The sequence below is a fragment of the Poseidonibacter lekithochrous genome (assembly GCF_013283835.1).
Lineage (GTDB): Bacteria > Campylobacterota > Campylobacteria > Campylobacterales > Arcobacteraceae > Poseidonibacter > Poseidonibacter lekithochrous.
This window is the reverse complement of record NZ_CP054052.1, coordinates 776,641-789,683: the sequence shown is the minus strand read 5'-3', so window position 1 is coordinate 789,683 and position 13,043 is coordinate 776,641. Positions and strand designations below refer to the sequence as shown.

General features: G+C 30.3%; 10 protein-coding genes and 7 tRNA genes. All 17 read left to right on the top strand.

The features are described 5' to 3' along the window. The first annotated feature begins 38 nt into the window (after window positions 1-38). Window positions 39-113: transfer RNA gene (locus tag ALEK_RS03855), tRNA-Glu, on the top strand. Window positions 114-115: 2 nt separating this feature from the next. After that, window positions 116-191: transfer RNA gene (locus ALEK_RS03850), tRNA-Val, on the top strand. A 95-nt stretch (window positions 192-286) separates the two neighbouring features. Further along, window positions 287-363: transfer RNA gene (locus tag ALEK_RS03845), tRNA-Asp, on the top strand. A gap of 55 nt (window positions 364-418) precedes the next feature. Continuing rightward, window positions 419-494 (top strand) — tRNA-Lys (locus ALEK_RS03840). 55 nt (window positions 495-549) lie between these two features. Then, a tRNA-Glu gene (locus tag ALEK_RS03835) sits at window positions 550-624 on the top strand. Between the two features lie 16 nt (window positions 625-640). Continuing rightward, window positions 641-716 (top strand) — tRNA-Val (locus ALEK_RS03830). A 93-nt stretch (window positions 717-809) separates the two neighbouring features. Beyond that, window positions 810-886, top strand: a tRNA-Asp gene (locus ALEK_RS03825). Window positions 887-986: 100 nt separating this feature from the next. Continuing rightward, window positions 987-2,570 (top strand): sensor histidine kinase, encoded by a 1,584-nt coding sequence (locus ALEK_RS03820; protein WP_071626140.1) that lies wholly within the window; start codon window positions 987-989, stop codon window positions 2,568-2,570. After that, a complete protein-coding gene (locus ALEK_RS03815; protein WP_071626141.1) occupies window positions 2,551-3,213 on the top strand; it encodes a response regulator transcription factor in 663 nt (220 codons plus the stop codon). Before ALEK_RS03820 ends, ALEK_RS03815 begins: the two co-directional genes overlap by 20 nt. 178 nt (window positions 3,214-3,391) lie before the next feature. After that, window positions 3,392-3,646: a DUF4212 domain-containing protein gene (locus tag ALEK_RS03810; protein WP_071626142.1), complete on the top strand. Its 255-nt coding sequence runs from the start codon at window positions 3,392-3,394 to the stop codon at window positions 3,644-3,646. A gap of 11 nt (window positions 3,647-3,657) precedes the next feature. Continuing rightward, window positions 3,658-5,553 (top strand): sodium:solute symporter family protein, encoded by a 1,896-nt coding sequence (locus tag ALEK_RS03805; RefSeq protein WP_071626143.1) that lies wholly within the window; start codon window positions 3,658-3,660, stop codon window positions 5,551-5,553. Window positions 5,554-5,724: 171 nt separating this feature from the next. Next, a complete protein-coding gene (locus ALEK_RS03800; RefSeq protein ID WP_071626144.1) occupies window positions 5,725-7,542 on the top strand; it encodes a DUF294 nucleotidyltransferase-like domain-containing protein in 1,818 nt (605 codons plus the stop codon). Then, a complete protein-coding gene (locus ALEK_RS03795) occupies window positions 7,542-8,174 on the top strand; it encodes a 3'-5' exonuclease (protein ID WP_071626145.1) in 633 nt (210 codons plus the stop codon). The genes ALEK_RS03800 and ALEK_RS03795 overlap by 1 nt, the downstream gene beginning before the upstream one ends. A gap of 224 nt (window positions 8,175-8,398) precedes the next feature. Then, the gene (locus ALEK_RS03790) at window positions 8,399-8,713 is read left to right on the top strand and encodes a DUF485 domain-containing protein (RefSeq protein WP_071626146.1); all 315 of its coding nucleotides are present in this window, start codon (window positions 8,399-8,401) and stop codon (window positions 8,711-8,713) included. Then, on the top strand, window positions 8,713-10,362 hold the full coding sequence (locus ALEK_RS03785) for a cation acetate symporter (protein WP_071626147.1): 1,650 nt from the start codon (window positions 8,713-8,715) through the stop codon (window positions 10,360-10,362). The genes ALEK_RS03790 and ALEK_RS03785 overlap by 1 nt, the downstream gene beginning before the upstream one ends. A 548-nt stretch (window positions 10,363-10,910) precedes the next feature. Beyond that, window positions 10,911-11,225: a DUF485 domain-containing protein gene (locus tag ALEK_RS03780; protein WP_071626148.1), complete on the top strand. Its 315-nt coding sequence runs from the start codon at window positions 10,911-10,913 to the stop codon at window positions 11,223-11,225. After that, complete coding sequence (locus ALEK_RS03775) at window positions 11,225-12,874, top strand: cation acetate symporter (protein WP_071626149.1); 1,650 nt, start codon at window positions 11,225-11,227, stop codon at window positions 12,872-12,874. Before ALEK_RS03780 ends, ALEK_RS03775 begins: the two co-directional genes overlap by 1 nt. Window positions 12,875-13,043: the final 169 nt, after the last annotated feature.

Below are 13,043 nucleotides of genomic sequence, written 5' to 3'. Positions count from 1 at the left end.
AATTTATGATTTGAATTCACAATATAATGTTAAACGATGGCCCCTTCATCTAGCGGTTAGGATCTTGGATTTTCATTCCAATCACAGGAGTTCGAGTCTCCTAGGGGTCACCATCGGTCGATTAGCTCAGTTGGTAGAGCGCTACCCTTACAAGGTAGACGTCGCAAGTTCGAGTCTTGCATCGACCACCATTTTTAAATAATCACAAAATGCAGTGGCATTAGATTTTTTAAAGATTCATTTTTTCAAAGTGACTTCTAAATACCTAGTGTTTAGTATTAATAGTGCGGTAGTAGTTTAGTTGGTTAGAACGCCTGCCTGTCACGCAGGAGGTCGAGGGTTCGAGTCCCTTCTACCGCGCCACTAAATTTAAAAAAATGATTTAGATCATATTTTTAAATACAATTATTTTCATTGTGACCCGTTAGCTCAGCTGGTAGAGCATCTCCCTTTTAAGGAGGTGGCCGATGGTTCGAATCCATCACGGGTCACCATTCAAATTTATGATTTGAATATACAAACAATCACAAAATTTATTATTATAATGTTGGCCCCTTCATCTAGCGGTTAGGATCTTGGATTTTCATTCCAATCACAGGAGTTCGAGTCTCCTAGGGGTCACCAACACAATTAATATTATGGTCGATTAGCTCAGTTGGTAGAGCGCTACCCTTACAAGGTAGACGTCGCAAGTTCGAGTCTTGCATCGACCACCATTTTTAAACAATCACAAAATGCAGTAGCATTAGATTTTTTAAAGATTTTTATCAAGTGACTTTTAAATACTCATGTATTTAATATCTTTAAGCGCGGTAGTAGTTTAGTTGGTTAGAACGCCTGCCTGTCACGCAGGAGGTCGAGGGTTCGAGTCCCTTCTACCGCGCCACTTAAATAACAAAAAAATCATATAATTCTTATATACAAAAGTTCTTTCTTATATAAATAAAGCTATTCTAATCCTACACTAAACCTTAGGAAGATTTTTTATGTTTAAAGCGAAAAGCTTATATCACCTTATTGTATACAGCATTCTATTCATTGTTGTATTAATCTCATTTTTTACATTTATAATAATAGAAAATGCTCATGATGAATTACAAGAAAAAATCAGTACTCTAAAATCAGACTTTACAAGCAATCAAAAAGAACTAATTAAAAATGATATAAACTCAGTAATCAGTTTTATCGAATACTATCATAACAAATACGAAAATATTAAACCAGAAGATGAAATCAAAAAAGATATTTTACTAGCAATTGAAAAAATGAAAAGTAAAAGAGATATTAGTGATTACATTTTTATCTATTCTTATGATGGAACATTGTTATTTCATCCTGTAGCAAAAGACAGTATTGGTGACAATAGAATTAATATGATAGACAATACAGGTAAAAGAGTTATATATGACCTAATCAAAGCCTCAAAGCGATATATAGGCGGTTATGTTGATTATATATGGTATAAACCTGATATTAGTAAAAATGTTCAAAAAATATCTTATGCAAACTCTTATGACAAATGGCAATGGACTATTGGTAAAGGTGTATATTTAGACGAAATTGAAAAACTAGTAAAAGAAAAAAATGAAGAATACAATCAAAAAATGTCTGATTATACTCTTCAAATCACGTCTTTAACAATAATGCTTGTTTTATATTCAATTTTCATTTATAAAAATGCAACCATATTGATTGTCAATGATGTAAAAGAAATAGGTAAATATTTTAAAGAGTCTCAAGATAATGATGATCCAATCAATCAAAATAGAATTATCTTTGGAGAATTTAAAGTAATTGCAAATTATGCAACAGATGCAATGAATAATATAAAACTAAAAACTCATATGTTAGAAGATTTAAATAAAAATCTTGAGTATAAAGTAGATGAGAAAACTAAAGAATTAACAAAACTAATAGAATCACAAAAAACTTTTATTAAAAACTCAGTACATGAGATTAATACTCCACTATCAATTATTCAAACAAATATTGACTTATTAAAAATGAATATTCCTAATAACAAATATATAATTAACATTGAATCTGGTTCTAAAATAATTCAATACATTTATGATGATTTATCTTATCTTATTAAAAAAGATCGTGTAGTTTATGAAAAAGAGTATTTAAATTATACAGAGATACTAATAAATAGATTAGATTTCTTTGATGAAATTGCTATATCTAATTCATTATACTTTGTAAGTAATATACAAGATGATATTTATATAAAATTTAATAAAACTGAATTACAAAGGGTAATTGATAATAACTTATCAAATGCAATCAAATATTCTTACCCTAAATCACCAGTATTTGTAAGACTTGATTATGTTAATGACAGTGAAATAGAGTTTTCTGTTTCAACTAATTCAAAAAAAATAGATTATAAAAATAGAATTTTTGATGACTTCTATAGAGAAAACTCAGCAAGGGGAGGATTTGGTTTAGGATTAAAGATCGTAAAAGATATTTGCGATAAAAGTTCTGTATTGATTAATTTAGAATCAAACGACAAAGAAACAAAATTTACATATAGGTTTAAGATAAATGAAGATACTACTACTTGAAGATGAATTAATGTTAAACAATGCCATTTGTGAATATTTAAAAAATATTGGACATATGGTTGAAAGTTTTACTGATGGGCAAGAGGTGTTGGATAATATTGATAGTACTTATGATTTATTAATACTAGATATAAATGTTCCAACAAAAGATGGTTTTACTATACTACAAGAACTTAATACTAAAAAAGTATATATTCCTACTATATTTATTTCTGCGCTAATAGATATAGAAGACATTTCTAAGGCATATGAGCTTGGAGCTAGAGAATATCTTAAAAAACCATTCCACTTAGAAGAATTGGCTATTAAAATTAATCTAATTCTTAAAAAAGAACAAAATAATACATCACATATTAGATTCTCAGAGAATTATTCTTATTCAAAAGATAATCAAACTCTATATTTTAATGGTGAACCACAAAGTCTAACTAAGAAGCAATTAGAAATAATTCATATCTTAGCACTTAATATTAATATGATTGTAGACTTCGAGAGATTCAGAATTGACATCTGGGATGGGGAGAACATCGACAATCCTACAATAAGAGCTGAAATATCAAGACTTAAAAAAGCTCTAAAAGAAGACTTTATAAAAAATATCAGAGGATTGGGTTATAAAATTGACAGATATTATTCTGTTTAAGAAGCCCGACCCTATGGTCGCTACATAGATATATTGCTACTCTAATACTACGTTCAAAATAATTTTTTTAAATTCTTTTTTAATTGCTATCTTTTTGCTATCTACACTTACTATACTTTCAATGTTAAATTATTAAACAATTTACTTGTTTGGTAAAAATCAATAAGGAGAGCAGAATATGAGTCCAGAAAAAGCACAAGCATATTGGAAAGAAAACATTGCAATGATTCTTAAACTATTAGTAGTTTGGTTCGTTGTATCTTTTGGATGTGGGATTTTATTCATTAATGAACTTAACACTATTGAAATTAGTGGTGTTAAATTAGGTTATTGGTTTGCACAACAAGGTGCAATTTACGTATTCGTTATATTAATCTTCATTTACGTTAAAGTAATGACAAGTATCGACGAAAAATACGGCGTTAGTGAATAGGAGTTAACAAGATGGAATTACAATCATTAATTTACCTATTCGTAGGTATTTCGTTCGCAGTTTATATTGGTATTGCACTTTGGGCAAAAGCTGGATCTACTAAAGATTTCTATGTTGCAGGTGGAGGGGTTCACCCAGTAGCAAATGGTATGGCGACAGCAGCAGACTGGATGTCAGCAGCTTCATTCATTTCATTAGCAGGAATCATTTCTTTCAAAGGTTCTGATGGTGGTGCTTATTTAATGGGTTGGACTGGTGGATACGTTCTACTAGCAATGTTATTAGCTCCATACTTAAGAAAGTTTGGTAAGTTTACAGTTCCAGATTTCGTTGGTGACAGATATTATTCAGATGCAGCTAGATTAGTTGCAGTTGTTGCTGTTATTTTCGTTTCGTTCACATATGTTGCTGGACAAATGAGAGGTGTTGGTATCGTATTCTCAAGATTCTTACAAGTTGATGTAAATACAGGTGTACTTATTGGTATGGCTATTGTATTCTTCTACTCTGTTCTTGGTGGTATGAAAGGTATTACTTATACTCAAGTTGCACAATATGTTGTTATGATTTTTGCTTACATGATTCCAGCAATTTTCTTATCATTACAAGTTACTGATACATTCTTACCTCAATTAGGTATTTTTGCTACAACTTCATTTGCATTTGATTCAGGTGTACAAGTTATTCCAGAAGGAACATATCTACTGCATGCACTAGATACCGCGGTTTCTGATTTAGGGTTTAGTGATTATACTCAACCAGGTAACTTATGGAACATGTTCATGTTAACAACTGCGTTAATGTTAGGAACAGCTGGTCTTCCACACGTTATTGTTAGATTCTTTACAGTACCAACTGTTAAAGATGCTAGAATCTCTGCAGGATGGGCATTAGTATTTATTGCTATTATGTATACAACTATTTCTTCAGTTGCTTCTTTCTCAAGAGTTAACTTAATTAAGAACTTACAAAACACTGAATACAAAGCATTTGTAAACGGTGAATTATCTCACTCTGATGGTACACCAAATGATGGTAACTGGTTCAGAACATGGGAAAATGGTGGTCTTATTGCATGGAATGATAGAAATGGCGATGGTAAAATCCAATACGCTACTGGAAAAGCATTCGATGGTGCAAAAGGTAAACCAGCATTTGATGGTGAAAAAAGAGCAGAAGACGGTCATAGACTTGTAACTAATGCTAAAGGTCCAGCTGGTGAAGCTGAATTAGCTAAAGGAAACGGAATTGCAAATGAGTTATACGTTGATAGAGATATCATGGTACTTGCAAATCCAGAGATTGCAAACTTACCTAACTGGGTAATCGCATTCATCGCAGCTGGTGGTCTTGCAGCAGCATTATCTACAGCAGCAGGTTTATTACTTGTAATTGCATCAGCAATTTCACATGACCTTATGGGACAAGTAATCTTTAAAGATAAAGAAACTGGTAAATCTACATTAAACGAAAAAACTGAGTTAATGTGGGCAAGAGTTTCAGCAGTAGCTGCAATTTGTGTTGCTGGTTACTTAGGGATTAACCCTCCTGGATTTGTTGCACAAGTTGTTGCGTTCGCATTTGGTTTAGCGGCAGCAGCATTCTTCCCAACTATTATCCTTGGTGTATTCGATAAGAGAATGAATAAAGAAGGTGCGATTGCTGGTATTTTAACTGGTTTAATTTTCACATTCGGTTACATTATCTACTTCGTATTCTTAGGTGGAGCTAAAGAAGATTACTTCTTAGGAATTGCACCTACAGGTATTGGTACAATTGGAACATTACTTCACTTAATCGTGGCAGTAGTTATTTCAAGAATGACTCCAGAACCACCACAAGAGATTCAAGATCTAGTTGAAAAGATCAGAATTCCTTCAGGTGCTGGTGAGGCAGTTGATCACTAAAACCTACTAAAAGTCAACCTTCGGGTTGGCTTTTTTTTATTATATTATTTTCTATTAACTAAGTTTTTAATTAATAGAAAGTAATATTATCTACAGAAACAAGAAAAAAATTCCATTTATATTACATTTTATTAATATATAATTAAATTATATTAACTGCAAGGACACTATATGAGTTTACAAGATCAAGAAGCCTATCTTTCAAACATCCACCCCTTTGAAGTTCTAAATCAAGAGCAATCTGATATTTGTATAAAACACATGGATATTGCTTATTATGCGAAAGATTCTGTTTTAATTAGTCCGGAGAAAATCTCAAACCACTTTTTTATTATTATTAAGGGAACTGTATATGAATACAGTGATGATGAGATTGTAATGGATTATCATCAAGAAGACTCCTTTGATGCAAACTCACTTATTTATGGCGAATGTAAAAATACATTTAAAGTACATGAAGATCTAATTTGTTACGAATTAGAAAAAAATACATTTTTAAAACTAATAGAAGAGAATCAAGCCTTTAAAGATTTCTTCTTAAAAGATTTAGTGAATAAATTAAAAACATTAAAAGATAAAGAATACACTTCTGAATTGTCTTCATTTATGATTGCAAAAGTTGATGATTCATTAATACATGATGCATGTATTGTAGAACCACATACAAAACTAATTGATGCAATTCAAAAATCAATGGAATATAAAACTTCTACAATTCTTATAAAAGGTGATAATAACGAATATGGAATTATTACAGATTCTCTTTTAAAAGTAAAAGTTTTATTAGAAGGAAGAGATTTATCTATTCCAGTTAGTGATATTGCAATATTTCCATTAATGACTGTATTCAATGATGACTATTTATTCGATGCACTTTCAGTATTAATAAAAAGAAATATCAAAAGAGTTGGAGTTGTAAACTCAAATGGTGATATGTTAGGAATACTAGAGCAAATTGATGTTTTATCTCATTTTGCAAATAATACTTATGTAGTAGATACACAAATTAAAAAATCTAAAAATATTGAAGAGTTAAAATCTGCAAGTAAAGACCTTCTAAATATAATCAAATCCTTACATGCAAAAGGTGTAAAAGTTAATCACATATCAAATTTAATTGGACAGTTAAATACAAAAGTTTATAAGAAACTATATAAATTAATTCTACCAGAAGACTTACAAAAAAATGCTTGTTTTATTGTAATGGGAAGTGAAGGTAGAAATGAACAAATCATGAAAACTGACCAAGATAATGCACTAGTAATTAAAGATGGAGTTGATGTTAATGAATACAGACCTTTTATGGAAAAAATCACTGAAACATTAATTGATTTTGGTTATCCACCATGTGAAGGTAATATTATGGTTTCAAATCCATTTTGGTGTAAAACTGTTAGTGAATATAAAAGTGAAACTGCAAGATGGATTGAAGCTCCAGATATGCAAAACTACATGGATTTAGCTATATTCTTTGACTCTTTTGCAGTTGCTGGAGATAAAGATTTATTAATTAATCTAAAAGATGATTTATTCTATAAGCTACATGATAAAGATGTGTTTATGGCATATTTTGCAAAAGCCACTCTAACTTTTGATACACCAAGTACAATTGCAAACTTTATGACAAAAGTACATTATATTGATATTAAAAAAACTGCTGTTTTCCCAATAGTTCAAGGTATAAGATCACTTGCTTTACGTGAGCGAATTAGAGAAACAACTACAGTTAAAAGAATAAAACTTTTAGAGCAAAGAAAAGTTCTAGAAAAAGAACAAGCAGCAGAATTACAAGAGGCTTTTGATGTAGTAAATACATTAAGATTAAAAGCTCAACTTGAATATGTTCAAGAAAATAAAAAAATTACAAATGAAATAGATACTCATACTTTAGGAAAAATTGAAAGAGATTTATTAAAAGATTCTTTCAAAATTGTTAGTGATTTTAAAAAATTCATTAACTTCACATTTAAAATTGATAAGATTTCGTAATGTTTGATAATTTTTTAAGAAGCTGGAATAAAAGAAAACTAAAAGATGATAAATATCTATATCTATTTGATGAACCTAAAGAACATGAATATATATGCTTAGATTGTGAAACTACTGGGCTTAGTCCTAGAAAAGATGAAATACTTTCAATTGGTGCAGTTTTAATAAAAGAAAATAAAATATTAATGAGAAAAACTCTTAATATTTTTGTTAAACCTTCAAAAAATGTAACCGCTGAATCAATTAAAATTCATCATATTAGACCTATAGATTTAGAAAATGCAGTTGAACCAGAAGTAGCAATAAAAGAGTTATTAGAATTTATTGGAAATCGACCTATTGTTGGATATTACATAAATTTTGATATTGCAATGATATCAAAATATACAAAAAAATTCATTGGTATAAAACTTCCAAATGAATCAATTGAAGTTTCTTCAATGTATTATAAAACAAGAAAAAAAACTAGTGAATATGAATTTATTGATTTAAAATTTGACACAATTTTAAAAGAATTAGATATTCCAGAACTTGGAAAACATGATGCACTAAATGATGCAATTATGACTTCAATGATGTTTTTAAAATTAAGACACATCACTCCTGCAAAAACAACTTTTTACACGAATTAGGAAGAGAATAATTTTAGAATTATTTCTCTTTTTTTAGCTTCTAAAAGTTACATATAATCTTTCCCAATATTAAATTACACTTAAAATACACTAATAATGGTTAAATATAATTTTTACTATGTATAATTAGTCTTATTTTTATTCGAATGCTACGTAAATGCTACGTTTCTTTACTTTAAGAAATATTATTATTTAATTCGAATAAAATAACTAAGGAGGCAAAAATGAATGATGAGTTAGTACAACGAATCAAAAATAACTCTAAATATCAAGAGTTAGTTAAGAAAAGAAGTGGTTTCGCCCTGAAATTATCGATTTTCGTATTAGTGATGTTTTATGCATATATTTTAACAATTGCATTTAATCCTAGTGTATTAGGAACATTAACTGGTGAGGGTGTTATGACAATTGCATTCCCAGTTGCGGCTGCAATTATTGTAGTAAGTTTCATTACAACATTAATTTATGTTAAAAGAGCAAACGGTGAGTTTGAAGATTTAACTAATGAAATTAAAGCTGATGTAAAGGATTTATTATAATGTTAAAAATATTAGCACTACTTTCTGTATTCGCTGTAGCAATGTTTGCTGCTGGTGATGCAACATTTGAGGCAACTAAAAGAGAATTAAATATTCCTGCGATTATTATGTTCTTTATCTTTGTTGGTGGTACTTTAGCTATTACTTACTGGGCTGCAAAAAGAACTAAATCTGCTAGTGATTTCTATACAGCAGGTGGAGGAATTTCTGGTTTCCAAAATGGTATGGCAATTGCGGGTGACTACATGTCAGCTGCATCTTTCTTAGGTCTTTCAGGTTTAGTATACCTTAAAGGTTATGATGGATTAGTTTATGCTGTTGGATTTTTAGTTGGTTGGCCTGTAATTTTATTCTTAATGGCTGAAAAATTAAGAAACTTAGGTAAATTTACATTCGCTGATATTGCTGCATATAGATTAGGTCAAAAAGAGATTAGATCTCTTGCTGCTGCGGGTTCTTTAGCAGTTGTTACTTTATATCTTATTGCTCAAATGGTTGGTTCTGGAAAGTTAATTCAAGTATTATTTGGTTTAGAATATGAATATGCAGTTATCCTTGTTGGAATTATGATGATTGTATATGTTACTTTTGGTGGGATGTTAGCAACTACTTGGGTACAAATTATTAAAGCTGTATTATTACTTTCTGGTGTAACTTTCATGGGTTACATGGTATTAAGTCACTTTGGATTCTCATTCGAAGCATTAGCAACAAAAGCTGTTGAAACTCATACGTTAGGTCAAGATATTATGGCGCCTGGAGGATTTATATCCGATCCAATCTCCGCAATTTCACTTGGTTTAGCTCTTATGTTAGGTACTGCGGGTTTACCTCACGTTCTTATGAGATTCTTTACTGTTGGAAATGCTAAAGAAGCTAGAAAATCTGTTGTTTATGCAACTGGATTTATTGGTTACTTCTACTTAGTTATTGCTATTATTGGTCTTGGAGCAATTGTATTCTTAAACTCTCCAGAAGGTCAACAGTACTTTGTTGATGGTCAATTATTTGGTGGAAATAATATGGCTGCAATTCACTTATCACATGTTGTTGGTGGAAATGTATTCTTAGGATTTATTTCAGCTGTTGCATTTGCTACTATTTTAGCGGTTGTTTCTGGTCTTACTCTTGCAGGTGCATCTGCAATTTCACATGACCTTTACGCATCTGTTATTAATACTAATGCTACTGAAGAGCAAGAAATTGCTGTATCAAAAAGAGCAACAATTGCAATTGGTGTAGTTGGTGTTGTATTAGGTATTGCTTTCGAGCACCAAAATATTGCATTTATGGTTGGTCTTGCATTTGCTATTGCTGCATCTGCTAACTTCCCAATTTTATTCTTATCAATTTACTGGTCTAAGTTAACAACTAGAGGAGCATTCATTGGTGGGTTCTTAGGATTACTTACTGCGGTAGTGCTTGTAATTTTAGGTCCTGTTGTATGGGTATCTGTTTTAGGAAATGCTGAAGCTATTTTCCCTTATAAACACCCTGCACTATTCTCAGTATCTGTTGCATTCATTGGTATTTGGTTCTTCTCAATTACTGATAAATCGCAAAGAGCAAAAGATGAAATTAAAGCTTATGAAGCACAAAGTGTTAGAGCTGAAACTGGAATCGGAGCTGACGGAGCTGTTGATCACTAATTGTACATTTATTGTACATTTCAAAGAGAGTTGTACACTCTCTTTGATTCCTTGCTCAAAACTAATACCTTCAAAATATACAAATAATCCCTATTTTACAATTTAAGTTACATAAAAAAAATAACATTTTTCTATTTTCTTAGCAATATTAATCATTGTTATTATTATTTATTAGTATTAATAGCAATAGAATAAAAGGGTTATATAAAATTATATAACATATATGTAACATTAGACTATAAAAACATTACCTTATGTAACAATTTTTATCCTTTAGAGCCATTTTAGCCATATATAAAACAAAACTTAAAATAATTAATTAAATAGGATAATTTATAATGGTATTTTATGTTACCTTTCTACAAAAAAAACATATTTTTTACACATTTTAATATTTAATACTTTCTTTTCGTAAATTTTTGGATGTATAATAAACATACATTTTTTTTATTTGCTATTCTACTGCTACATAAAAGATTAGAAATAGTTATATAAAAATAAGTACACAGGATAACTTGCACATTAAGTTATACAAAAAAGGAAGCAACATGAAGGACGAATTAGTAGAAAGAATCGAAAATAATCCTAAGTATCAAGAACTAGTTTCTAAAAGAAATAGTTTTGGTATTAAACTTGGGATTTTTGTACTAGTTATGTTTTATGCATTTATTTTAACAATTGCATTTAACAAAGAAGTATTAGCTACAAAAATTGGTGAAGGGCTTACAACAGTAGCATTTCCTATTGCTTTAGCAATCTTAGTAATTAGTTTTATCACAACTCTTATTTATGTTAAAAGAGCAAATGGTGAGTTTGAAGACTTAACTAATGATATTAAAGAAGACGTAAAGGATTTATTATAATGTTAAAAATTTTAGCAATCATTTCAATTATAGCTTTAAGTGCATTTGCTGCTGGAGATGCATCTTTTGAAGCAACAAAAAGAGAACTTAATATACCTGCGATTATTATGTTCTTTGTTTTTATTGTTTTTACTTTAGGTTTAACAGTATGGGCTGCAAGAAGAACGAAATCAGCATCTGATTTCTATACTGCTGGTGGAGGAATTACTGGTTTCCAAAATGGATTAGCAATTGCTGGTGATTATATGTCAGCTGCTGCATTCCTTGGTGTATCTGGTTTAATTTACTTAAAAGGTTATGATGGAGTTATCTATGCTGTTTCATTCTTAGTTGGATGGCCAATTATTTTATTCTTCATGGCTGAGAAGTTAAGAAACTTAGGTAAATTTACATTTGCTGATATTGCTGCATACAGATTAGGACAAAAAGAGATTAGAACTCTTGCTGCGTTTGGTACTTTATCTGTTGTTGTTTTATACTTAATTGCTCAAATGGTTGGAGCTGGTAAACTTATTCAAGTATTATTTGGTATGGAATATGAATTCGCTGTAATTCTTGTTGGTATTATGATGATTATTTATGTAACTTTTGGTGGTATGCTTGCAACTACTTGGGTACAAATTATTAAAGCTTGTTTATTATTAACAGGTGTATCATTCATGGCAATAATGGTTCTTTACTCATTTGATTTCTCATTTGAATCTTTAGCAGTTAAAGCTGTTGAAAATCACAGTGCTGGTGAATCAATTTTAGCACCAGGTGGATTTATTTCTGACCCAATCTCTGCTATTTCATTAGGTATGGCATTAATGTTAGGAACTGCTGGTCTTCCACATGTACTTATGAGATTCTTTACTGTTGGTAATGCAAAAGAAGCTAGAAAATCTGTTGTTTATGCAACTGGTTTTGTTGGTTACTTCTGGGTTATTATTACTATCGTTGGTTTTGGTGCAATCGCATTCTTAAACTCAGCAGATGGTGCACAGTATTTTGTTGATGGTAAATTATTCGGTGGAAATAATATGGCATCTATTCACTTATCACATATGTTAGGTGGAAATGCATTCTTAGGATTTATTTCAGCTGTTGCTTTTGCAACTATTTTAGCGGTTGTTTCAGGACTTACTTTAGCAGGTGCTTCAGCAATTTCGCATGACTTATACTCAAATGTAATTAATCCAAAAGCTACTGATGAGCAAATTGTAAAAATCTCTAGATATACAGTTGTTGTTGTTGGTATTGTTGGTGTTACTTTAGGTATTGCATTTGAAGAGCAAAATATTGCATACATGGTTGGATTAGCATTCGGTATTGCTGCATCTGCTAACTTCCCAATTTTATTTCTTTCAATTTACTGGAGAGGATTAACGACTAGAGGTGCATTCATTGGTGGATTAATTGGATTATTAACTGCTATTACTTTAGTTATTGTTGGACCTATTGTATGGGTTTCTATTTTAGGAAATGAAGAAGCTTTATTCCCTTATAAACACCCTGCTTTATTCTCTGTAACTATAGCATTTGTTTCAATTTGGTTATTCTCTAAAACAGATTCATCTGAAAGAGGTAGAAACGAAAAAGAAATGTATAGAGCACAAAATGTTAGAGCAAATACAGGTATTGGTTCAGCTGGAGCAGTTGATCACTAGTACTTATTTATCAAAGGAATTTATTCCTTTGATAAAATTTATTATCTAGTTATTAAAATTCAATTTTTCTTACACTATTCCCACAAAAACGCAATTTATTTTCATTTTTTTACTCATTTAATAATAATTTACTTATGCATTTTTAGATAAAATATATACATAAATATTT

Coding starts and splice junctions, on each gene's coding strand:
- ALEK_RS03820 (WP_071626140.1), top strand. CDS start 987: ATGTTTAAAGCGAAAAGCTTATATCACCTTATTGTATACAGCATTCTA.
- ALEK_RS03815 (WP_071626141.1), top strand. CDS start 2,551: ATGAAGATACTACTACTTGAAGATGAATTAATGTTAAACAATGCCATT.
- ALEK_RS03810 (WP_071626142.1), top strand. CDS start 3,392: ATGAGTCCAGAAAAAGCACAAGCATATTGGAAAGAAAACATTGCAATG.
- ALEK_RS03805 (WP_071626143.1), top strand. CDS start 3,658: ATGGAATTACAATCATTAATTTACCTATTCGTAGGTATTTCGTTCGCA.
- ALEK_RS03800 (WP_071626144.1), top strand. CDS start 5,725: ATGAGTTTACAAGATCAAGAAGCCTATCTTTCAAACATCCACCCCTTT.
- ALEK_RS03795 (WP_071626145.1), top strand. CDS start 7,542: ATGTTTGATAATTTTTTAAGAAGCTGGAATAAAAGAAAACTAAAAGAT.
- ALEK_RS03790 (WP_071626146.1), top strand. CDS start 8,399: ATGAATGATGAGTTAGTACAACGAATCAAAAATAACTCTAAATATCAA.
- ALEK_RS03785 (WP_071626147.1), top strand. CDS start 8,713: ATGTTAAAAATATTAGCACTACTTTCTGTATTCGCTGTAGCAATGTTT.
- ALEK_RS03780 (WP_071626148.1), top strand. CDS start 10,911: ATGAAGGACGAATTAGTAGAAAGAATCGAAAATAATCCTAAGTATCAA.
- ALEK_RS03775 (WP_071626149.1), top strand. CDS start 11,225: ATGTTAAAAATTTTAGCAATCATTTCAATTATAGCTTTAAGTGCATTT.